General features: G+C 55.6%; 23 protein-coding genes. 19 read left to right on the forward strand and 4 right to left on the reverse strand.

Going from position 1 to position 22,287, the window contains the following annotated elements; genetic code table 11:
* Positions 1–18: 18 nt before the first annotated feature.
* From fapR to ftsY, 10 genes are all read left to right on the forward strand, one after another.
* Positions 19–615 carry a transcription factor FapR gene (gene fapR / locus KI379_RS07250; RefSeq protein WP_076168257.1) on the forward strand — a complete coding sequence of 199 codons (597 nt, stop codon included), beginning with the start codon at positions 19–21 and terminating at the stop codon, positions 613–615.
* Positions 599–1,597, forward strand: coding sequence for a phosphate acyltransferase PlsX (plsX, locus tag KI379_RS07255; RefSeq protein ID WP_212983193.1), 999 nt, complete (start codon positions 599–601; stop codon positions 1,595–1,597). The genes fapR and plsX overlap by 17 nt, the downstream gene beginning before the upstream one ends.
* Before the next feature lie 11 nt (positions 1,598–1,608).
* Positions 1,609–2,598, forward strand: coding sequence for a beta-ketoacyl-ACP synthase III (locus KI379_RS07260; protein WP_212983194.1), 990 nt, complete (start codon positions 1,609–1,611; stop codon positions 2,596–2,598).
* Between the two features lie 135 nt (positions 2,599–2,733).
* The gene (fabD, locus tag KI379_RS07265) at positions 2,734–3,663 is read left to right on the forward strand and encodes an ACP S-malonyltransferase (RefSeq protein ID WP_212983195.1); all 930 of its coding nucleotides are present in this window, start codon (positions 2,734–2,736) and stop codon (positions 3,661–3,663) included.
* A 45-nt stretch (positions 3,664–3,708) separates the two neighbouring features.
* Positions 3,709–4,458, forward strand: coding sequence for a 3-oxoacyl-[acyl-carrier-protein] reductase (gene fabG, locus KI379_RS07270; RefSeq protein WP_076168247.1), 750 nt, complete (start codon positions 3,709–3,711; stop codon positions 4,456–4,458).
* Positions 4,459–4,557: 99 nt separating this feature from the next.
* Positions 4,558–4,791 (forward strand): acyl carrier protein, encoded by a 234-nt coding sequence (acpP, locus tag KI379_RS07275; RefSeq protein ID WP_019638123.1) that lies wholly within the window; start codon positions 4,558–4,560, stop codon positions 4,789–4,791.
* Between the two features lie 120 nt (positions 4,792–4,911).
* Positions 4,912–6,150, forward strand: coding sequence for a beta-ketoacyl-ACP synthase II (fabF, locus tag KI379_RS07280; RefSeq protein WP_089546522.1), 1,239 nt, complete (start codon positions 4,912–4,914; stop codon positions 6,148–6,150).
* Positions 6,151–6,162: 12 nt separating this feature from the next.
* Positions 6,163–6,870, forward strand: a complete 708-nt coding sequence (gene rnc, locus KI379_RS07285) for a ribonuclease III (protein ID WP_076168242.1) — start codon at positions 6,163–6,165, stop codon at positions 6,868–6,870.
* A gap of 156 nt (positions 6,871–7,026) precedes the next feature.
* Positions 7,027–10,596 carry a chromosome segregation protein SMC gene (gene smc, locus KI379_RS07290; RefSeq protein ID WP_212983196.1) on the forward strand — a complete coding sequence of 1,190 codons (3,570 nt, stop codon included), beginning with the start codon at positions 7,027–7,029 and terminating at the stop codon, positions 10,594–10,596.
* Positions 10,597–10,627: 31 nt separating this feature from the next.
* Positions 10,628–11,641, forward strand: a complete 1,014-nt coding sequence (gene ftsY, locus KI379_RS07295; RefSeq protein WP_076168238.1) for a signal recognition particle-docking protein FtsY — start codon at positions 10,628–10,630, stop codon at positions 11,639–11,641.
* Between the two features lie 224 nt (positions 11,642–11,865).
* Here the strand turns inward: ftsY and KI379_RS07300 are convergent, their stop codons facing one another.
* Genes KI379_RS07300 through KI379_RS07315 form a run of 4 tightly spaced genes read right to left on the reverse strand, consistent with a single transcriptional unit; the run spans position 11,866 to position 14,645 of the window.
* The gene (locus KI379_RS07300; RefSeq protein ID WP_076168236.1) at positions 11,866–12,069 is read right to left on the reverse strand and encodes a hypothetical protein; all 204 of its coding nucleotides are present in this window, start codon (positions 12,067–12,069) and stop codon (positions 11,866–11,868) included.
* Positions 12,070–12,106: 37 nt separating this feature from the next.
* Positions 12,107–12,541 (reverse strand): hypothetical protein, encoded by a 435-nt coding sequence (locus KI379_RS07305; RefSeq protein ID WP_244867304.1) that lies wholly within the window; start codon positions 12,539–12,541, stop codon positions 12,107–12,109.
* Between the two features lie 51 nt (positions 12,542–12,592).
* Positions 12,593–13,600 (reverse strand): polysaccharide pyruvyl transferase family protein, encoded by a 1,008-nt coding sequence (locus KI379_RS07310; RefSeq protein WP_212983197.1) that lies wholly within the window; start codon positions 13,598–13,600, stop codon positions 12,593–12,595.
* Between the two features lie 19 nt (positions 13,601–13,619).
* A complete protein-coding gene (locus tag KI379_RS07315; RefSeq protein ID WP_212983198.1) occupies positions 13,620–14,645 on the reverse strand; it encodes a glycosyltransferase in 1,026 nt (341 codons plus the stop codon).
* A 229-nt stretch (positions 14,646–14,874) separates the two neighbouring features.
* On the opposite strand from KI379_RS07315, the gene trhA reads away from it, so the two are divergent.
* From trhA to KI379_RS07360, 9 genes are all read left to right on the forward strand, one after another.
* Entirely contained in the window at positions 14,875–15,522 is a 648-nt protein-coding gene (gene trhA, locus KI379_RS07320; RefSeq protein ID WP_116231771.1) for a PAQR family membrane homeostasis protein TrhA, read from the forward strand.
* 126 nt (positions 15,523–15,648) lie between these two features.
* Complete coding sequence (locus tag KI379_RS07325) at positions 15,649–16,005, forward strand: putative DNA-binding protein (RefSeq protein WP_089546527.1); 357 nt, start codon at positions 15,649–15,651, stop codon at positions 16,003–16,005.
* Between the two features lie 24 nt (positions 16,006–16,029).
* The gene (ffh, locus tag KI379_RS07330) at positions 16,030–17,412 is read left to right on the forward strand and encodes a signal recognition particle protein (RefSeq protein ID WP_145134972.1); all 1,383 of its coding nucleotides are present in this window, start codon (positions 16,030–16,032) and stop codon (positions 17,410–17,412) included.
* 86 nt (positions 17,413–17,498) lie between these two features.
* Positions 17,499–17,771 (forward strand): 30S ribosomal protein S16, encoded by a 273-nt coding sequence (gene rpsP / locus KI379_RS07335; protein ID WP_105443645.1) that lies wholly within the window; start codon positions 17,499–17,501, stop codon positions 17,769–17,771.
* A 22-nt stretch (positions 17,772–17,793) separates the two neighbouring features.
* Positions 17,794–18,024: a KH domain-containing protein gene (locus KI379_RS07340; protein ID WP_076168224.1), complete on the forward strand. Its 231-nt coding sequence runs from the start codon at positions 17,794–17,796 to the stop codon at positions 18,022–18,024.
* Between the two features lie 124 nt (positions 18,025–18,148).
* A complete protein-coding gene (gene rimM, locus KI379_RS07345) occupies positions 18,149–18,670 on the forward strand; it encodes a ribosome maturation factor RimM (RefSeq protein ID WP_145021978.1) in 522 nt (173 codons plus the stop codon).
* Positions 18,670–19,431, forward strand: coding sequence for a tRNA (guanosine(37)-N1)-methyltransferase TrmD (gene trmD, locus KI379_RS07350; protein ID WP_212983199.1), 762 nt, complete (start codon positions 18,670–18,672; stop codon positions 19,429–19,431). The genes rimM and trmD overlap by 1 nt, the downstream gene beginning before the upstream one ends.
* Positions 19,432–19,575: 144 nt before the next feature.
* On the forward strand, positions 19,576–20,931 hold the full coding sequence (locus KI379_RS07355; RefSeq protein ID WP_089546530.1) for a dipeptidase: 1,356 nt from the start codon (positions 19,576–19,578) through the stop codon (positions 20,929–20,931).
* 391 nt (positions 20,932–21,322) lie between these two features.
* A complete protein-coding gene (locus KI379_RS07360) occupies positions 21,323–22,282 on the forward strand; it encodes a GNAT family N-acetyltransferase (RefSeq protein WP_212983200.1) in 960 nt (319 codons plus the stop codon).
* The last annotated feature ends 5 nt before the right edge of the window (positions 22,283–22,287 follow it).

Below are 22,287 nucleotides of genomic sequence, written 5' to 3' on the forward strand. Positions count from 1 at the left end.
GTGCCTCACATCGAACGGTTGCCCAAGAAGCAGCGGCATCAGCAGCTTTTGAAGATTATCGAACAAAATCCGTTTGTGACCGACCGCGAACTGACGCGTGAGCTGAAGGTCAGCATTCAGACGATCCGGCTTGACCGGATGGAGCTAGGCATCCCGGAACTGCGGGAACGAATGAAGCAGATGGCAGAGCACTCCTATGATCAAGTTCGCTCCTTGCAGCTTGATGAGGTTGTCGGGGATGTCGTGGATCTGCAGCTGGACAAGAGCGGCATTTCCATTTTTGAAATACGGGAAGAACATGTGTTCACCCGAAACCATATCGCCCGCGGACATTATGTGTTCGCCCAGGCCAACTCGCTGGCAGTTGCTCTCATTAACGACGAGATTGCCTTGACCGCATCGGCAGACATCCGGTTTCTGCGGCAGGTACATCTGGGAGAGAAGTGCATCGCCAAAGCTTATGTCCGGTCTATGGCCGGCCAGAAGGGGAAGGCCAAGGTTGAGGTGTTCACGTATGTGGGCGAGGAAATGGTGTTCCAGGGGAACTTTCTGATATACAGATCGACGGGCGAGGATAACAGCGAAGGAGGAGTACAGTATGCGGATCGCCATTGATGCCATGGGCGGTGACCATGCGCCGGAGTGCAACGTGGAAGGAGCTTTGGCTGCCGCCGCCGAATGGAAAGATACGCAGATCGTTCTGGTCGGGGACGAGCAGCGGTTGCTGCCGCTCCTGAAGCAAGGCGGAGGGACGGTTCCCTCCAATCTGACGGTCCATCATGCGGGTGAAGTAATCGAAGCCGAGGATGAACCGGTTAAAGCCGTCCGGCGCAAAAAGGATGCTTCCATGGTCGTGGCGGGACGGATGCTGAAGGAGAAGCAGGCGGAAGCCATGATTTCGGCAGGCAACACGGGAGCGCTGATGACGACCGGATTGCTGGTTGTCGGACGGATGGAAGGGATTGAGCGTCCGGCTCTGGCTCCCATGATCCCGACGCTTGACGAAGCTGGCGTGCTGGCCCTGGATCTGGGCGCGAATATGGACGCAAAGCCCGAGCATTTGGCGCAGTATGCGCTGATGGGCAGCCTCTACCGCGAGAAGGTGATGGGCGTGAACAATCCCCGGGTCGGCCTGCTGAACGTGGGCACCGAAGCAGGGAAGGGGAACGAGCTCACCAAGCTGGCGTTCCCGCTCCTTCAGGAGCTTCCGATCAACTTCATCGGCAACGTGGAAGCCCGGGATATTATGCTCGGGAGCTGCGACGTCCTCGTGTGCGACGGATTTGCCGGCAATATCTTGCTGAAGGCTGTGGAAGGAACGGCCGGCGCGATGTTCAAGCTGCTGAAGGAGCAGTTCACCCAGAATATGCGCAGCAAGCTTGGGGCCGCCCTGCTTATGCCTCAGCTGCGTAATTTGAAAGGCAAGCTGGACTACAAGGAGCACGGAGGCGCCCCTCTGCTCGGCCTGAGCGGACTTGTCGTCAAGAGTCACGGCTCGGCGGACGGCAACGCCATCAAGAACGCGGTCCGGCAGGCCCGCGTTGCACTGCAGAATCAACTGGTTGAGAGTATATCCAAGGAAATCAGCGGGAAGTGAGTGACAAGAGAATGGAAAAATTACGTTCAGTAGGCATCATCGGCACAGGCAAATACGTTCCTGAGAAAATATTAACCAACAGCGATCTGGAAAAGATGGTAGAGACGAACGACGAATGGATCGTCTCCCGCACCGGGATCCGCGAGCGGCATATCGCTTCTCCGGAACAAGCGACTTCGGACCTGTGTTATGAAGCGGCCCTGAAGGCGCTCGAGTCCGCCGGGATGTCGGCTGAAGAGCTGGACCTGATCGTTGTCGCAACCATCACCCCGGATACGTTCTTTCCGTCAACGGCCTGCATTCTGCAGGACAAGCTCGGCGCCAAGCAAGCCGCCGCGTTCGACCTGTCTGCTGCCTGCTCCGGCTTCGTCTACGGCCTTGCGACGGCGAGCAATTTTATCAAGACCGGCATGTACAACAACGCTTTGGTCATCGGCGCCGACACGCTGTCGCGGATTACGGATTATACCGACCGCAACACCTGCGTGCTGTTCGGTGACGGCGCGGGAGCCGTCATCCTGGGCGAAGTTCCCGAAGGCCGGGGATTTCAGTCCTTTGACCTCGGAGCCGAAGGGGCCGGCGGTACGCTGCTGAAACTGGAAGCTGGCGGTTCCAGACTGCCGGCGTCCCAGGAAACCCTCGAAGGCAAGAAGCACTACATTTATATGAACGGGCGCGAAGTATTCAAATTTGCGGTCCGCGTCATGAATACGGCCACGGAAGACGTCCTGCGCAAGGCAGGCAAAACGAAGGCCGATATCGACCTGTTCGTGCCGCACCAGGCGAACATCCGTATCATTCAATCCGCCATGGAGCGCCTGGACCTTTCGCCGGATAAATGCGTCATCAACGTAGATAAGTACGCCAATACGTCGGCGGCCTCCATTCCTCTCGCGCTGGTGGAAGCGGCGGAGGAAGACCGGATGAAGGAAGGCGACTGCGTGCTAATGGTCGGCTTCGGCGGAGGATTGACCTGGGGCGCATCGGTGCTGATCTGGTAATCATAATGATTCATCTTATGTGAATGATCAATCGATAGCTTACGAAGTGAATTGGCTTATTAAGCAATACAATTGGCTTACTAAGCAATACAATAGAAGCTTTGCATCAAGAAGTATACGAGAGGAGCCTGAGCAATGGGGAAAGTTGCGTTTGTGTTTCCCGGACAAGGGGCCCAATCCGTCGGAATGGGTAAAGATTTCTATGATGCGGTTCCCGCTTCCCGTCGCATTTTCGAAAGTGCGGACGAGGTGCTGGGATTCCCGATGACGAATATGATTTTTGAAGGTCCGGACAGTGAGCTGAAGAAGACCTTCAATACGCAGCCTGCGCTCCTGACGGCCAGCGTTGCGGCATTCGAGGCGGTTCGCGAACAAGGCGTTACTCCTGACTTTGTCGCCGGACACAGCCTGGGCGAATACAGCGCCCTGGTGGCTTCCGGCGTGCTGAGCTTTGAGGATGCGGTAGGAACGGTCCGTGCGCGCGGCGAATTTATGGAGCAGGCGGTTCCGGGCGGACAAGGGGCCATGGCCGCCGTGCTCGGTGCCGAACGCGAAGCGCTGGCCGAGCTGTGCCGCAGCATCACGGCCGAAGGACATCTCGTGGAGCTGGCCAACCTGAACTGCCCGGGGCAGATCGTCGTCTCCGGCTCGAAGGAGGGCGTTGCCCTTGTGGGCGAGCGCGTGAAAGAAGCCGGAGGAAAAAGAGCGATCCCGCTTGAGGTAAGCGGACCTTTCCATTCCTCGCTGATGAAATCGGCTGCCGAGAAGCTGGGCGGGAAGCTGCAGCCGCTTCACTTCGATGAACCGGCTATTCCCGTGATTGCGAACGTGACGGCCCGTCCGGCCGCGTCTGCGGAGGAAATCCGCGGATTGCTGGTGGAGCAGGTATACTCTCCCGTGCTGTGGGAGGATACGGTGACCTATCTCATCTCCCAAGGGGTGGATACGTTTGTCGAGATCGGTCCCGGAAACGTGCTGACCGGCTTGATCAAAAAGACGGATAAATCCGTCAAGCTGATTAACGTAAGCAGTCTGGAGACGCTCAAGGCCAGTCTTGAACAATGATTACGCAGGAATCTTTGGGTATACTCTAGGAAAGGAGGAATGGGCATGTCTAAGCCTTTACAGGGACAGACAGCACTCGTTACCGGCGGCTCCCGCGGGATCGGCCGCAGCATCGCGCTTGCGCTGGCCGAAGCCGGGGCTAACGTAGCCGTCAACTATTCAGGCAGCGAAGCCGCCGCCAAGGAGGTCGCGGAGCAGATCCGTGCGCTTGGCGTGGAGGCGATCACCGTTCAAGGCAATGTCGGTAAAAGCGAACAGGCCGAAGATCTCGTTAAAGAGGTCGTTGCAGCGTGGGGCAAAATCGATATTTTGGTCAACAATGCGGGGATTACCCGGGATAACTTGCTGATGCGCATGAAAGAGGAAGAATTCGATCAGGTGATCGAAACGAATCTGAAGGGCGTGTTCAACTGCCTCAAAGCAGTCAGCCGTCCGATGATGAAGCAGCGCTACGGCCGGATCATCAACATTTCATCGGTCGTCGGTGTTCTGGGCAACGCCGGGCAGGCCAATTACGTCGCCGCCAAAGCGGGGGTAATTGGCCTAACCAAATCGTCTGCGCGTGAGCTCGCCTCGCGTGGCATCACCGTTAACTGTGTCGCACCAGGTTTTATTGATACCGATATGACACGAGAGCTGCCTGAGGATCTCCGGGCGAAGATGCTGGAAGACATTCCGCTCGCCCGCCTCGGACAGCCTGAAGAAATTGCCAAAGTCGTGGTTTTCCTAGCGACGGAAGGGGCATCCTACATGACAGGGCAGACGCTTCATGTGGATGGCGGTATGTACATGTAATACCGGAAATCTAGGAAAAACAGCGAGATAACCGTTTTCATTGCGTCTATGGCATTTTGAAAACTTTTCTCGTATAATACCAAAGAGGAGGTGAACCGGATGTCCGATGTATTGGAGCGTGTAAAACGCATTGTCGTCGATCGCTTGGGTGCTGACGAAGCCGAGGTTACACTGGAAGCATCTTTTAAAGATGATCTTGGTGCTGATTCTCTCGACGTTGTTGAACTGGTGATGGAATTGGAAGATGAATTCGATCTGGAAATCTCTGATGAAGATGCAGAGAAAATTACGACCGTAGGTGAAGTTGTAAACTACATACAATCTCATACCTAAGTCATTTGATAAGTCCCGTACTGCTCTTACAGGCGGGACTTCTCCTCATTTTCCAAGTGAATCGGCTTTACAAATAGGATAATTGATTTTGCAGATGCTGTTTATATAGAGGTGAACTTATTGATGCACAGAGTGGTTGTTACCGGGATGGGTGTTGTTACGTCACTGGGCCACGATTTGGACACTTTCTGGAATAACCTGATGGAAGGCAAATCCGGTGTGTCCCAGATCGAATCCTTTGATGTCAGCGACTACCCTACACAGATTGCCGCTTCGGTGAAAGACTTTAATCCCGAGGCGTTTATGGACCGGAAGGATGCGCGCAAGATGGACCGATTCGTCCAATTTGCCGTTGTCGCCGGCAAAGCGGCCCTTGAGCACAGTGGGCTGGATATTCAGAAGCACTCCGATCCGAACCGGGTGGGCGTATCCATCGGTTCCGGCATCGGCGGCCTCGGAACATGGGAAGACCAGCATAACGTTTTGCTGGAGAAGGGACCGAAGCGGGTCAGCCCGTTCTTCATCCCGATGATGATTGCGAACATGGCCTCCGGCCAATTGTCGATTATGCTGGGCGCCAAAGGCCCGAACACGACGCCTGTGACGGCATGTGCGACCGGATCGCACGCTATCGGCGACTCGTACAAGCTGATCCAGCGCGGCGATGCCGACGTGATGATCTGCGGCGGAGCTGAAGCGACCATCCGGCCGACGGGAATGGCCGGCTTTTGCGCTATGCGCGCCATGTCCACCCGCAATGACGAACCGGAGAAAGCGAGCCGTCCGTTTGACACCGGCCGTGACGGATTCGTCATGGGTGAAGGTGCAGGGATTCTCGTTCTGGAATCGCTGGAGCACGCGCAAAAACGCGGGGCCAACATTATCGCCGAAGTGATCGGCTATGGGCTGAGCGGCGACGCTCACCACATGACCGAGCCCGATCCGGACGGACCGGCGCGCTGTATGTCTATGGCGATGCGCGATGCGGGCATTCAGCCGGAGGACGTGGACTACATCAACGCGCATGGCACGTCGACGCCGGTTGGAGACCGTTCCGAGACGATCGCGATCAAGAAAGCGCTGGGAGACCATGCATACAAGGTTGCGGTAAGCTCGACGAAATCGATGACGGGTCACCTGCTGGGAGCCGCTGGCGGCGTTGAAGCGGTCATTTGCGGCCTGTCGCTGCAGAACCAGATGCTGGCGCCAACCATTAACTTGGACAACCCGGATCCGGAATGCGATCTGGATTATGTTCCGAACGTTGCACGAAAGGCTGATTTGGACGTTGTCATGTCTAACTCTTTTGGATTCGGCGGCCACAACGCCACTGTAATCCTGAAGAAATTCGAGCAGTAAGGGGACGATTTGTTGAGTGGAGATCTGAAGCAGTTACAACAGAAACTTCAAATCCAATTTCACAATCGGCTGCTGTTGAAGCAGGCTTTTACCCACGCTTCCTACGTCAATGAGCACCGTTTCAGCCAGCAGCAGGATAACGAGCGCCTGGAATTTCTGGGCGACGCCGTGCTGGAGCTGACGGTTTCCGAGTATTTGTACAATCTGTTTCCGAACCGGCCCGAAGGAGAGCTGACCAAGCTGCGTGCGGCGATCGTCTGTGAACCGTCGCTGGTGAAATTTGCCGAGCAGCTGGAGTTCGGGCAGTACGTTCTGCTGGGAAAAGGTGAAGAGCTGACCGGCGGGAGAACCCGCCCGGCCCTGCTTGCGGATGTGTTTGAATCGTTTGTAGGAGCGCTGTACCTTGACCAAGGCCTGGAAGCGGCGCGGGCGTTTCTGGACCGCTACGTGTTTCCGCTGCTGGAAGAGGGCGGCAAAGTGCACATGAGCGATTTCAAGACAGAGCTGCAGGAGCTGACGCAGCACCATAACATGGGCGTTCTGGAATACCGGATTGTGGAGGAACGCGGTCCGGCGCATGAACGCGAGTTTGTCTCCGAGGTGTATATGGGGAATGAGCGTGTGGGAAGAGGATCGGGCCGCTCGAAGAAAGAGGCGGAGCAGCAGGCTGCGGCCGAAGCGCTGAAGCAGCTGAAGCTGGCCGGTAACGGCTCCCTGTAAAGCATGGACAAACAAAGAGCAAAGAGCAGTCGCCTTTCGGATGGATGGCAGGAAGAGCCTTCAGACTGCTTTTTGCTCTTTATTCATTGGGAATATGCTTGTCCTCGCAAGCTGCAATGTTGTGGTATTATTAGGTTTAGAGGTGATTGAGGGAATATGTTTTTAAAACGGATCGAATTAGCCGGTTTCAAATCGTTTGCCGACAAAACGGAAATGGAATTTGTCCGCGGAATTACGGCTGTCGTCGGTCCCAACGGCAGTGGCAAGAGCAACATTTCCGACGGCATCCGCTGGGTGCTCGGGGAACAGAGTGCCAAGTCGCTGCGCGGGGGCAAGATGGAGGATATTATCTTTGCGGGAAGCGATGCGCGCAAAGCCGTCAATTTCGGCGAGGTGTCGCTGACCCTGGATAATGAGGATCATGCCCTGTCCCTCGATTTTAACGAGGTGACTGTGACGCGCCGTGTGCACCGCAGCGGAGACAGCGAATATTTTATCAACAAGCAGTCCTGCCGCCTGAAGGACATCACGGAGCTGTTCATGGACACAGGCATCGGCAAAGAGGCATATTCCATTATCGGTCAGGGCCGGATCGAGGAGATTTTGAGCACCCGGTCCGAAGACCGCAGAGGTATTTTTGAAGAGGCATCGGGCATCGTTAAATATAAATCCCGTAAAAAGGACGCCGTCCGCAAGCTGGATGAGACCGAGCAGAATCTGGTTCGGATCCACGACCTGGTCGTTGAGCTGGAGGATCAGATCGGTCCGCTGAAGGAGCAGTCCGAGAAGGCGATCCACTATAAACAGCTGCGAGAGCAGCTGAAGCATAAGGAAATTTCGCTCTACGTGTACCAGATCGAGCAGATTCACGCCTCCTGGAGCGAAGCGAATGCCAAGCTCGCCGTGCTGCAGGAAGAACAGCTTCAGCTGTCCACCGTCGTGTCGGCGCATGACGCCAAGCTCGAGAGCGACCGCGCCCAGCTCCGCAAGCTGGAGGAAGAAGTGGAGACGCTGCAGGGCGAGCTGCTTCAGTACAGCGAAGCTTATGAGAAAAGCGAAGGCTATGCAGAGGTGCTCCGTGAACGCAAGCGAAACCTGGAAGCGAACCGGGAGCAGCTGGCCGGGTCGCTGACGGCAGGGGACGAGAGATTCGAAGACCGCAAAGCGGAAATCGACCTGCTGAATTCCAAGCTGGAAGCTTCGCGGGACGAGCTTAAGGCGCTTCGGGATCAGCTGTCGGCCGAAGAATCGAAGCTGGCCGGCGTGACTGGAGGCATCAGCCAGCAGCAGGAAGAAACGTTAAAGGGGACGCTGCTGGAGCTGATGAACCAGATGGCGCAGACCCGCAACGAGATCCGCTATGCGGATCAGCAGCAGGAGGCGCTCTCCCGCCGGATGAACCGCGCCGCGGAGGAAACCGGCAAGTGGGAAACCCAGAAGGAGGAGCTGCTGAAGCGTAAGCAGCAGCTGGATTCGGCCATCGAGAAGCTGGGCGGGGAAATCCGCGAGCTGCGCGGCGGGTACATAAGCGAGAGCGAGCGGTATCAATCGCTGCAGCGGCTTCTGGACGAGAGCCAGGGCACGCTCCGCAAATGGGAGCAGAAGCGCGAAGCTCAGGTATCCCGCCGGGATACGATGAAAGAGATGGCCGATGATTTTGACGGCTTTATGCTGGGCGTCAAGGAAGTGCTGAAAGCGTCCCGGCGCTCCATCCTGTCCGGCGTGCACGGGGCTGTGGCCGAGCTGATCCGCGTGCCTGAGAAGCTGGAGCTGGCGATGGAAACCGCGCTCGGCGCATCCCTTCAGCATATCGTCATGGATAATGAAGCGGTCTCGCGCCAGGCGATTTCCTTTCTGAAGCAGCGGCAGCTCGGCCGTGCGACCTTCCTGCCGCTCGACGTCATCCGGCCCCGCAACATTTCGGCGGGTGACCGCTCGATGGTGGAAGGCGTGGAAGGCTTCGTCGGCATCGGGGCCGACCTGGTGCAATTTGATGGCCGGTATGCGCCGGTCGTCGGCAGCTTGCTCGGCAACGTTATCATCGCGGAAAGCCTGGAAGTGGCGAACCGGATTGCCGCCAGATGCCAATACCGCTACCGGGTCGTCACGCTGGAAGGCGACGTCGTCAATGCCGGCGGTTCGATGACAGGCGGCAGCCAGCATAAGAAGAACAGCAGCCTGCTCGGCCGCAAGCGCCAGCTGGACCAGCTCGATCAGGAGATCAACGATACGGAGGTTCAGCTGCGCAAGCTCCGCCAGAGCATTCAGGAGGTCAAGGTTCAGCTGACCGAAACGCAGGCCAAGCTGGACGAGCTGCGCCAGTCCGGCGACGAGAAGCGCATCGAGGAGCAGCGCTTGTCCAGCGACCTGAAGCAGCTGGAGCATGAGCTGCGGCATGTGCTGGAACAGGTGGAAGTGGCCGATCAGGAGAAGACTGGCTTTAACGAGGAGAACAAGGAGCTTGAGGAAGCCCGGGCGAATGCTGTTAAGAAGCTGGCCGAGCTGGAGGAAGAAGAAAAGGCGACGCATCAAGCCATCCAAGCTGCCGAATTTGCCCGCAAGGCGAGCGAATCGGCGAAGGAGGAGCTGCAGAGCCAGCTTACCCAGCTTAAAGTCAGGGAAGGCAAGCTGGATCAGGAATGCTTCTCCTTGGAGGAGCAGTTAAAACGAATGCAAAGCGAATTCAATTCGCATGATAAAGAGCTGCGCCAGACGAAGACGCTGCTCGCTTCGATCGAGGCGGATCTGGAGACCAACGCGAAGGAATCCATTCAGCAGATCGAAGATTTGAACCGGTACCGGCTCAAGAAGGAGCAGGCATCCGAGCAGCTGGACTTCAAGCGGGCGGCCCGGACGCAGCTGTCGAAGAAGCTGGAGCTGGAAGAGAGCGAAACGAAAGAGCAGCGGACGCGCCTCAAGGCGGTGGAGGATCAGCTGCGCCAGACCGAAATCGGCGTGAACCGGCTTGACGTGGAGCTGGAGAACATTCTGAAGAAGCTCAGCGACGATTATGAGCTGAGCTACGAGCTGGCCAAGCAGCGCTATCCGATTCCGGATGACGTGCCTGCGGTTCAGACCGAGGTGCGCGAGCTCAAGCGGGGCATCACCGCGCTGGGCGACGTCAACCTCGGTGCGATCGAGGAATACCAGCGGGTCAACGAGCGGTACGAATTCCTGAATGAGCAGAAGCAGGACCTGGTGGAAGCGAAGACGACGCTCTATGAGGTCATCCGCGAGATGGATGACGAAATGTCGAAGCGGTTCAAGCATACCTTTGACGCCATCCGCCGCGAGTTCGGTACCGTCTTCGTGAAGCTGTTTGGCGGCGGCCGGGCGGATCTGGTGCTGTTGGATCCGGAGCATCTGCTCGAGACCGGCATCGACATCGTGGCCCAGCCCCCGGGCAAAAAGCTGCAGAACCTGCAGCTGCTCTCCGGCGGAGAAAGGGCGCTGACGGCGATGGCGCTGCTGTTTGCGATTTTGCAGGTCAAGCCGGTGCCGTTCTGCGTGCTGGACGAGGTCGAAGCCGCGCTCGACGAAGCGAACGTGACACGGTTCGCGCAGTATCTCCGTGAGTTTTCCGAGCAGACCCAGTTTATCGTTGTGACCCACCGCAAGGGAACGATGGAAGAAGCCGACGTCCTGTACGGGGTTACGATGGAAGAGGGCGGCGTATCGAAGCTGGTGTCTGTGCGGCTGGAAGACGACGAAGCGGAAATTGCTTAAGCATATTCAACCTTAGAGATGGAGGAGACCTATGAGCTTTTTCAGAAAGCTGAGAGAGAGCATTTCAAGCAAGACTGAATCCGTAACGAAGCAGTTCCGGGACGGATTGGAAAAAACGCGCAAAGGATTCGTGGAACGGGTCACCGACCTGATGACGCGCCGCAAAAAAATCGACGAGGAGTTCTATGAGGAGCTCGAGGAAATTCTGATCGGCGCGGACGTGGGCGTGAACACGGTCATGGAGCTGATCGACGATCTGCGTACCGAAGTGAAGAAGCAGCGGATTGAGGATGCGGTGGAGCTGCAGCCGATCCTTTCGCAGAAATTGATGGAGCTGCTGCGCGGCGATGACGACAACGCGCTCCGTATGAACGAAGATGGCATTACCGTCATCCTGTTTGTCGGGGTCAACGGCGTCGGCAAGACGACGACGATCGGTAAGCTCGCCCACCGCTTCAAGCAGGAAGGCAAAAAGGTGCTTCTTGCCGCCGGCGATACTTTCCGTGCCGGGGCGATCGAGCAGCTCGAAGTGTGGGGCGAACGCGCAGGCGTAGAGGTCATCAAGCAGCATGCCGGCTCCGATCCGGCCGCGGTCATGTTTGACGCGGTTCAGGCTGCCAAGCAGCGCCAGGCGGATGTGCTGATCTGCGACACGGCGGGACGCCTGCAGAACAAAACGAACCTGATGGAGGAGCTGAACAAAATTTTCCGCGTCATTCAGCGGGAAATTCCGGGCGCTCCGCATGAGGTGCTGATGGTGCTTGACGCAACGACGGGACAGAACGCGCTCAGCCAAGCCAAGCTGTTCGGGGAGAAGAGCGGGGTCACCGGCCTTGTTCTGACGAAGCTTGACGGTACGGCGAAAGGCGGTATCGTCGTGGCGATCCGCCAGGAGCTCAACCTTCCGGTGAAGCTCGTAGGCCTTGGTGAGAAAATGGAGGATTTGCAGCCGTTTGATTCCCAGCAGTTTGTTCATGCCCTGTTCGCCGGACTGATCCAGGAGCAGGAGGCGGAAGGCGCAGCGCAGGATGAAACGCAGCACTGATCCGTGTACGGAAGGGATACTTGCATAAAAAACAAACAAAAAGAAGGATGGCATGCAGCCACCCTTCTTTTTTGCGTTGGGCCGAGCAAAATGCCTCCAGCCTCGCCGCATTTTTGGCTTCAAACAGAAGCAATCAGACATCCTTGAGGTCTGACCGTGAAGTGAATCGACGAGCTGCGGGTCGCTGTTCGAACCCGACAAACCCGTCAAACCTGTCATATCCGTTAATCCGTCAGCACTCGGACAAACTCGACCGACCGGAGCGGCACGATGGCCACATCCCCCGGTGGGCCGTACATAACCGGCGGAACCTTCAGCATCAATGAAGCGTCGTTAACCGAGATGAGCGTGCCGGTGATCATATCGCCGGGCGTCATGACTTCGACTTCCGAGTTTATGAAGCCGCGAACCAATTCTTTGAAATCCATGGTTGTTCTCCTTTCGAGTGGGATTGATTGTCATTGGTTACTGAACCGAAGTAATCCGGCTGAACGGAATGATCAGCAGGTCACCGCCGCTCTCGCGGAGTTCGACCGCGTCTTCGGCTACCGTCAGCACGACGCCCTGCAGGGTAGCACTGGCCGTATCCACCCGTACCTCGCTGCCGATCTTGCCTGCAAAGTAGGCGTGCAGCTCGGGATTGTCCGTAATGCCCGTCATAACTTCTTCTTCCAGTCTCGCAACGCGATCCGCCAGCGACTCCAACTCCTCGATCCGTCGGGCCAGCCGTCTGATTTCCTCCTTAAGCTCCTTCCATTCCCACAAGTGCTCATTCAGCTTTGTTTCAATCTGACGCACGTCATCCTTCACATGATGCAGCTCATGGCTCAGATGCAGGATCTGATCATGCAGCTGTCGGATCCGGATTTTCCAATGCTTATGATTCCAGAAAAACGTCATGGCTCTTATTCTCCTCCTTTAATTCATTGGCAGTTGCTTTCCCGAAAGGGACTATGATCGGTAAGACTCGATTTCTTCCTTAAGCCGACGCAGCTGATGCAGGCTTTCACGCTCCGCGCGGCGGATCGCCTTTTCCTGCAGCTTTATTTCTTTGGGACTTTCCTCCAGAAACGCGTCGACCCTGTTTTGCAAATCTTCGTAAGGCAGCTTGTAATCGCAGTAGTATTTTTTCATCCCGAACGCATCCAGCAGGCTCTCAACCTTGCGCATCTGGCTCAGGGCGAATACCGGTTTCCCGGCGCGCAGGGCGACCAGGGCGGGGTGGAGCTTGTAGGTGATCAAATAATCGACAGACTGGATATAGCTGTACGTCAGGTCTAATTCCATCAGCATAGGCAGCGTTTCGGCGGATGCCCCCGGGAGGGCCTCCTTAATCCGGGAGAGCATTTGCTGGCAGACCGTAAGGTCCGAGTAAATATTAGTGGGTTGGTTGATCACGGGGATAAACACAAGGTGGTAACCCTGCCGGATCAGGTGGAGCGATAGCTGCAGCATATTTTCAAACGGGAACGAAGGGTAAGCAAACAGGCATAGGCCGATGGTCGGCCGGCTGGAGAATCGTTTGACTGGGTAGTCAGGCTGCCTGTACGCAAATACGATATCGTGGGCCTGCTGAACATGCTGATGGAATCCGGCTCTTTGGGCAATATCGGCCGAACGGCTGTCCCGGAATACGGCCATTTGCGCCGTGCGGATATAATTCCTGTATTTCGCAACCTGGTCCGCTGGCCAGCTGGATTCCGGGTAGTTGTCCACGATGCCGACGCCGTACAGCCATTTGGGGTGGTTCTTGAGCGCATCCGGAAAATAATAAGGGTTAAACGAATACGGCGTGATCAAGTCCCCGCCCCCGATAATGACGTGGTCGGTTTGTGCCGGATCGAGACGGCTGGTCCACGGATACACCACATGGCCTTCGAATACCTGCTGCAGCGTTCTCAGAAAAAGATCGTCACCGAAGTTGCCCATGCCGTAATAACCGCATACTCCAATGTTCAACGATAAACGCCTCCTTTCATTAAAACTTCTGCTCGCTCTTGTTCCGTAGGGTGTTCATGATAACCTGGTGCGCGGCTTCGCCCCGGTCTTCCCAGCGGTTGCTCCGCGCATATTCGATTCGAGCCAGCCGCTGTTCACGGGAGTCGGGCTCTTCCAGCATCCGGCCGAGCTTGGCGATAAAATCGTCGTGTGTGGTCGCCGTCGTGACATGGGGTTCCATGCGGATGCATTCCGGAAGCGCCGTCGACAGTACAGGCACACCTGATGCCATATATTCATAAGCTTTTACAGGATTGGTTGCCAAGGTAATGGGGTGATACTGAAAAGGGATTAACGCGACGTCGATATGCTGAAGATATGTTTTGAGCTCGGTGTGAGGCTTCTCGCCCAGCACATGAACATTCGGAAGCTTCGCATAGTCGGGGATATCGCCGTAGGCGGCACCGATAGACACGAAATGCACGTCAGGATAGAGCGACGCCATCTTCGCGAACAGATCGTGATCGAGCCAGTAGGCCCAGGCGCCGATATAGGCGGCGACTTTCCCCTGCGGCAGGTCATGAGGGCGCTGGGACGGAGCGGGATCGAAGAAGGAAGCATCAGCTCCGTTCGGGATCAGAGTTACCGGTTTATCAGGATAGGCCAGCTCCAGGCGCATCCGGATGGATTCGGCTGTGCAGACCAAATGGTCGGAAGCATCCACCATCTTGACTTCATACTTGGCCCAGTGCGGAAACTCATCACAGCAATCATAAATGATGGCATCCGGACGGTAGAGGGAAGTCAGACGTGTGCGCTGTTTGGCCCAGGTGGTCCAGCCCACGACCGCATGGTCTTCGCGAAGCTTCTTCAGCTTCTTCATAAAGGCGTGATGGTCGGTGAACAAAAACACGTTCGGCTCCACTTCTATGAATTCACGGTCCAGCGGCGCCAGGTTTTCAAAGAATACGAGGTGGCCCCTGGCCCCTAGCTGAGTCATGAGCTGCTGCGGCCGCTGCTTCATGTACTTCCAGTTCATCGTTTTCGGATAAATAATGATTGCCATAGTTTACATACCTCCTTTCAACCAGCCGCTTACAATATATGCTTTGATAGCTTTATAGAATTGGATGAAAGGACCAATTACAGCCGAAATGGGGAAAGAGCCTGGCCGACACGGATAGCATGTCAGTCCATCATGAGCCCCGCCATGGGATAAGCCCAGGGAAAGTGGAAATGCGGGCGGCTTGGAGGTTATAATGGTGAAAATAAAAGGATTGATGAAAGGGTTGTTTATGGCTAATACACACACTTACACCCGGAAGGAAGAAGTGGCGAACGCCATTACCCACGGCATCGGGGCGCTGCTCAGCGTTGCCGCATTGGTGCTGCTGATCGTATTTTCCACCATGAAGGGGACGGCATGGCATATCGCCAGCTTTTCGATCTACGGGACGACGATGCTGATTTTGTATATCAACTCCACCTTGGTACACAGTTTTAAGGAGGGCAGGGTCAAGGATCTGTTCGAAATTTTTGACCATTCCTCGATTTACTTGTTCATTGCGGGCTCGTATACGCCGTTTATGCTGGTTGCGATCCGGGGACCGCTGGGATGGTCGCTGTTCGCTACCGTATGGGGGATTGCACTGCTCGGCTGCGTGTTCAAGGCATTTTTTACGAAGCGATTTCTGTTTATGTCCACGATTTTCTACATTATTATGGGGTGGATGGTCGTGGTTGCCTGGGGGCCTCTGACGGCTGCCGTAGCTTCGGGAGGCATCTGGCTGCTGGCTGCCGGCGGGATCCTGTACACGCTTGGTACCATTTTTTACGTGTGGAGGGGCTTTCCGTATCACCATGCGATTTGGCATTTGTTTGTGCTTGGCGGGAGCGTGATGCATTTCTTTGCGGTGCTGATCTATCTGCTTCCTTGGTCGTAAAGAGAGAAACAAGAAACTTTTCAAGATGACAAGGATATTTGCTTGACATCTTTCTTTGTTTTCTGTATGATAGGGAACGTTGAAGAACTGTAAAGTGTTTTTCCTTGACGAAGGGAGTGTCCCTCAGTGAGTCAGGAGAATCGGCTCGAGAAGACGAATCGAATCAACCTTTTGTTTGATTTCTATGAACAGCTGCTGACAGAGAAGCAGCAGACGTTCCTTAAATATTACTTTCATGACGATTTCTCCCTCGGGGAGATTGCAGCCGAGTTCGACATCAGCCGTCAGGCCGTCTATGAGCATATCAAGCGGGCTGAGCAGGTGCTGGACATGTATGAAGAGAAGCTGGGACTGCTGCAGAAGCATGAGCAGCGTAGCCAAGAACTTGAGCGGCTGCAGAGCATTACGGAGTCCAGCAGCATGTCTGAATCCGATAAAACGAGAATATATCAAATCATAAATCAATTGCAGCAATTGGAATAAAGCGTTAGAAGGAGGTGGCGGTTCATGGCATTTGAAGGATTGACGAGCCGGCTGCAGAACGTGTTCAGCAAGCTGCGCGGCAAAGGCAAGGTGTCCGAGGATGACGTTAACGAAGCGATGCGCGAGGTGCGTCTTGCGCTCCTGGAAGCTGACGTTAACTTTAAGGTCGTCAAGGATTTCGTCGCCAAGGTGAAAGAGAAGGCCGTCGGTACCGAAGTGATGGAGAGCTTCACGCCGGGCATGGTCATCATCGACATCGTTAATAAAGAACTGACCGAGCTGATGGGCGGAAGCCAGGCGAAGCTGGCGAAGGCGAACAAGCCTCCGACCGTCATAATGATGGTAGGTTTGCAAGGGGCCGGTAAGACGACGACATCAGGCAAGCTGGCGAAGTTGCTGCAGAAGCAGAACCACCGTCCGCTGATGGCGGCGGGCGATATTTACCGCCCTGCGGCGATCAAGCAGCTTCAGGTGCTGGGTGAGCAGATCGGCGTACCTGTATTTACACTCGGCGACAAGACAAGCCCGGTGGAAATCGCGAAGCAGGCTTATCAGCATGCCAAGGATAACGGGAACGATTATCTGATCATCGATACGGCGGGCCGCCTGCACATCGATGAAGAGCTGATGGAAGAGCTGCGCCAAATCCACAGCGAGGTGAAGCCGGACGAGGTGCTGCTGGTTGTGGACGCGATGACAGGCCAGGATGCCGTCAACGTTGCGGATCACTTCAACAAGCAGCTGGATCTGACGGGCGTTGTGCTGACCAAGCTTGACGGCGATACCCGCGGCGGTGCCGCGCTGTCCGTTAAGGCCGTAACCGGCTGTCCGATCAAGTTTGCAGCGCTCGGCGAGAAGATCGATGCGCTGGAGCCGTTCCATCCGGAGCGGATGGCTTCCCGGATCCTCGGCATGGGCGACATGCTCTCGCTGATCGAGAAAGCCCAGTCGAATATCGACACGGAGAAAGCCAAGGAAATGGAACGTAAAATGCGTAACGCCGAATTTACGTTCGACGATTTCCTGGAGCAGATGGAGCAGGTGAAGAAGCTTGGCCCGATCGACCAGATCATGGACATGATCCCGGGGATGGGCAAGCTGAAGCAGACCAAGGATTTGAAGGTCGACGAGAAGCAGATGGGCCGCATTGAGGCGATTGTCTTCTCGATGACGAAGGCCGAGAAACAGAATCCGGATATCATCAACCACAACCGCCGCAAGCGGATTGCGACCGGCAGCGGCACATCGCTCGCCGAGGTCAACCGGCTGATCAAGCAGTTTGACGAGATGCGCCGGATGATGAAGCAGTTCTCGGATATGATGGGACCGAAGGGTCCGAAGGGCAAAGCTTTAAAGCAGCTGAAAGGATTGGCCGGCAAAGGCGGCATGAAGTTTCCTTTCCGTTAATCACTGCATTTGTATATAGACAGCCGCCTCTCCGCTAGGGGAAGGGTTGTCACCCAGAGATTATTTTGTTGAAGGAGGTGAATTTCGTGGCAGTACGTATTCGTCTGAAACGCATGGGTGCTCATAAAGCTCCTTTCTACCGTATCGTGGTATCGGATTCCCGTTCCCCACGTGACGGCCGTTTTATCGAAGAAATCGGTTACTACAATCCGGTCAACCAACCGGCTGACGTAAGAATCGATGAAGATAAAGCACTGGCGTGGCTGCAAAACGGTGCGCAAGCATCCGACACAGTCCGCAACCTGCTGAGCAAAGCAGGAGTGATGAAGAAGTTCCATGAGCTCAAGCAGCAGAAATAATGACTGATCGTGAGGGTTATCTATGGAAGAATTAGTTGGTGTTATTGCTAAGGCTTTGGTGGATCATCCTGAAGAGGTGGCTGTGAAGACGGTGGAGAAGGATCACCTGATTGTCTATGAACTAACCGTGCATCCCGAGGATGTGGGGAAGGTCATCGGCAAGCAGGGCCGGATCGCCAAGGCGCTTCGAACAGTCGTGACTTCTGCAGCAGTCAAAATGGATAAACGCGTGACCGTGGATATCATATCTTAAAGATATACGAAAGGGGGTTAGGATGCATGTCCTAGCCCTTTTTCGTACATGCTGAAGATTATATAATAGATCCGTGCAATACAAGCGCGCCGAAGCGCTGGCGCCACGAAGCTAGGAGGAGAACATGCCGGAAACACTTTATAAGGTTGGCAAAATCGTCAACACCCATGGCATCAAGGGAGAAATCAAAGTGTTGTCGTACACGGATTTTCCCGAGGTCCGTTTCGCCAAGGGGAGCGAGCTCATGATCGTTCCGGAGGACGGGGGCAAGCCGGTCGACGTGACCGTCGATTCGTCCCGCCTTCATAAAAATATGTACATCATCAAATTGGACGGCTACGACAATATTAATGATGTGGAGAAATTTAAGGGCAGCATGCTGAAAGTCGGCAAGGAGCATCTCGTGGAGCTGCCGGAAGACGAATATTACTTCCACGAAATTATCGGCTGCAGCGTCGTGACCGACGAAGACAAGGAGCTTGGGGTTGTGACGGAAATTTTGACGCCAGGCGCGAACGACGTATGGGTGGTCCAGCCAAAGGGCGGCAAGAGTGTCCTCATCCCTGTCATCGATGATGTCGTCCTTGACGTAGACATTCCGAACCAAAAAATACTCGTTCATATTATGGAAGGACTGCTGGACTAATGAGAGTGGATGTGCTGACCCTGTTCCCGGAAATGCTGGATGGGGTTTTCCGGACAAGCATTCTCGGGAAGGCCCAGGAGAAAGGAATCATTTCGCTTCATACCGTCAATTTCCGGGATTACTCCGGGAATAAGCACGGTACGGTTGACGATACGCCTTATGGCGGAGGCGGGGGGATGGTTCTGAAGCCGGAGCCGATCTTTGCGGCTATCGAGGATCTGCTGGAGAAAGCGGGACATCAGGCCAAGCCAAGAGTCATCCTGATGTGCCCGCAGGGGGAAACCTTTTCCCAGAAAAAAGCGGAGGAATTCGCGAAGGAAGAGCATTTAATCTTCATTTGCGGTCATTATGAGGGATACGACGAGCGGATTCGCGAGCACCTCATCACCGATGAGCTGTCGATCGGCGACTACGTCTTGACCGGAGGCGAGCTTCCGGCGGCGGTCGTGATCGATGCGGTCTCCCGGCTGCTGCCCGGCGTGCTGGGCAACGAAACGTCGGCCGTGACGGATTCCTTCAGCACCGGGCTGCTAGAATACCCGCACTATACCCGCCCGGTGGAGTTCCGGGGCTGGAAAGTGCCGGACATGCTGCTAAGCGGCCACCACGCGAACATCGAGGCTTGGCGCCGGGAGCAGGCGCTGAAGCGGACGCTGGAGCGGCGGCCGGACCTGCTGGATGAGGTGGAGCTGACTGACAGGGACCGCAAGACATTGGAAAAGCTCCGCAGGCTGAAAGATACCGATGGCGGACTTGAATAACCGAGCTGTAAAACCACGGCCCCTGGGTTCTGCAAGGGAGTGGTTTTTTAGCGTCAGATGCGTTAGTCTGGATATAAGGTTGTCTGAAATATGAGGATCAAGACGCGAGCATTCCAGTAAATATGAATATGACAGGAGGATATTATGGATTATAAAGCTTATTTTCAAACCCATCGCGATCAGCATCTGAACGAACTGAAGGAATGGTTGTCCATTCCGAGCATTTCCGCATTGTCCGAGCATAAGCCGGACGTTAAGCGGGCGGCAGAATGGCTGGCGGAGACACTCAAAAAGGCCGGCCTTGAAAACGTGAAAATCCACGAAACAAACGGCCACCCGATCGTCTACGCGGACCATCTGCATGCACCGGGACAGCCGACGGTTCTCGTCTATGGGCACTATGACGTGCAGCCGGTAGACCCGCTGAACTTGTGGGATACCCCGCCATTCGAGCCGGCCGAACGCGACGGCAAGCTGTACGCCAGAGGGGCAACGGACGATAAGGGGCAGATCTTTTTACATATTAAAGCGGTGGAAGCGATTCTTCAGCAGGAGAAGCAGCTTCCGGTCAACATCAAGTTTTGCGTAGAGGGCGAGGAGGAAGTCGGAAGCCCGAACCTTCCGAAGTTCCTGGAGGCACAGCAGGAGCTGCTGAAGGCCGATGCGGTTCTGATCTCGGACACGTCCCTGCTGGAAAAAGGAAAGCCGGCGATCTGCACCGGTCTTCGCGGTCTGTGCTCACTGGAAGTTCATGTCCATACGGCCAATACAGATCTGCACTCCGGCAGCTACGGCGGCGGCGTGCCGAATGCGCTGCATGCGATGGTCAGCCTGCTCGATTCCCTGCATGATGCCAAGGGCCGCGTGACTGTGGAAGGCTTCTACGAAGGCGTTCCGGAGCTTACGGAGGCGGATCATGCCGAGTTTGCGAAGCAGTCCGGAGACGAGAACAAGCTGAAGCGCGACCTTGGCCTTGACGAGCTGTATGGGGAAGAGGGATACACGTTCGCCGAAAGAACGGGCGCGCGCCCGACCCTTGAGCTGAACGGCGTCTATGGCGGATTCCAGGGCGAAGGCAGCAAAACGGTCATCCCGAAGGAAGCCCATGCGAAGATTACATGCCGTCTGGTGGGACATCAGGATCCGCAGGACATCTTGAACAAAATCGAAAAGCATATCTACAGCCACGTACCGACGGGCGCCAAAGCAACCGTCATCCAGTTCGAGAAGGGCAATGCATTTACGATCGATCCGTCCACGCCGATTCTGCAAAAGGCGGCGGAAGCCTACGAGGAAGTATACGGCACGCGTCCCGTATTTACGAGAGACGGGGGCTCCATTCCGATCGTGGAGACGTTCTCCCGTGTACTGGCCGCTCCGGTCGTATGCATGGGCTTTGGCCTTCCCGACGAAAACCTGCATGCGCCTAACGAGCACTTTAACCTGGAAAACTTCGATCTTGGCCTGCTGACCATCGTCGATTTCCTGAAAAGAGTGTAACGACCTCCTGAATAAGGAGTCCTGAAAAGGATTATAATGAATGAAATCGCCGGATCGAGAGCTGTCAGCTCGGATCCGGCGATTTTTATATTAGCCTTCAATAAGGAATAGCCTGGATTGAACCGTATGCTGATGAATTCCATGGTAATTCCACATCACTACGGACTGTGAAACCTAATTATTCTCCATTGAAATTTTATAACACAATAAATATAATTGTTATGTAATAATATTTTATAACGGGACGTATGAGTCTTTTTGCTGCAATCCTAATCCCGCTTGAAGAGCAGCAGCTAAAGACGGGTCGAGCTGACATGAAATATCCCGATGGACAAGATTTTTTTGCAGAATTCGTTTGCACGTACGATCAACTGTAGAAGGAGGAGTTAATTTGAAGATCATTCCGATGGATGCCGAATGGCTTGATGCGATGTGTGACCTTTGGAACGGGGAACTGGGCGGCCATTTTCCGATGCGCAGGGAACTGATGAAGCAAAATACTTTTGAAGATGTGAACGTGTATGGCCCCGCTTCCGGGCTGGCCGTTAACGGGGAGGGCCGTCTGCTTGGGTTCGTGATCGCCAAGAAGTGGCAGGAGCCGGCGCGCGAGATGCAGCTGGGTGACGGCGGCGGATGGATTCAGGCCATCGTCGTCCGCCGCGATGCTCAGGGTCAGGGCATAGGGTCAGGGCTGCTCCGTCATGCCGAGAACGCATTGCGCGAAGCCGGAGCGGTATCGGCCAGCATCGGGCGTGACCCGTGGCACTATTTTCCCGGGGTGCCGCTCGCACTGCCGGAGGTTAGGTCGTGGTTCGCGCGCCGTGGGTACGAATACCTGTACGAGGTGTTCGACCTGGTGAACGAAACCTCGGACGATGGCCTAGAGCGGCCCGAGTATCGGGATGGCGCCTTCGCCCGCCTGCTTGTCCCTGGAGACCGTGAAGAGATGCTCCGTTTCTTCAAGCGGTGCTTTCCGGGACGCTGGTATTACGAGGCGCAGTGCTACTGGGAACGGGGAGGGCAGGGACGGGAATTCGTCGGCCTGTTCCTGGGGGACGAAATGATCGGCTTTTGCCGCGTGAACGACGGCGAGTCCCCGCTGATTGCCCAGAATACGTATTGGGCGCCGCTGTTCAGTGAACCGCTTGGCGGCATCGGGCCGCTCGGCGTGGACGACCGGTTCCGCGGGAAAGGCTACGGGCTGGCGATCGTTCAGGACGGGGTCGCGGAGCTGACGGCCAGAGGTGTGAAGCACCTGGTGATCGATTGGACGGAATATGTGGATTTTTATGCCAAACTTGGTTTTCGGACGTGGAAAGGATATAATATCGGCAAAAAAGCACTGATGTAGCTCCC

The organism is Paenibacillus cineris (genome assembly GCF_018333335.1).
In the GTDB taxonomy this organism is placed as follows: domain Bacteria; phylum Bacillota; class Bacilli; order Paenibacillales; family Paenibacillaceae; genus Paenibacillus_AQ; species Paenibacillus_AQ favisporus.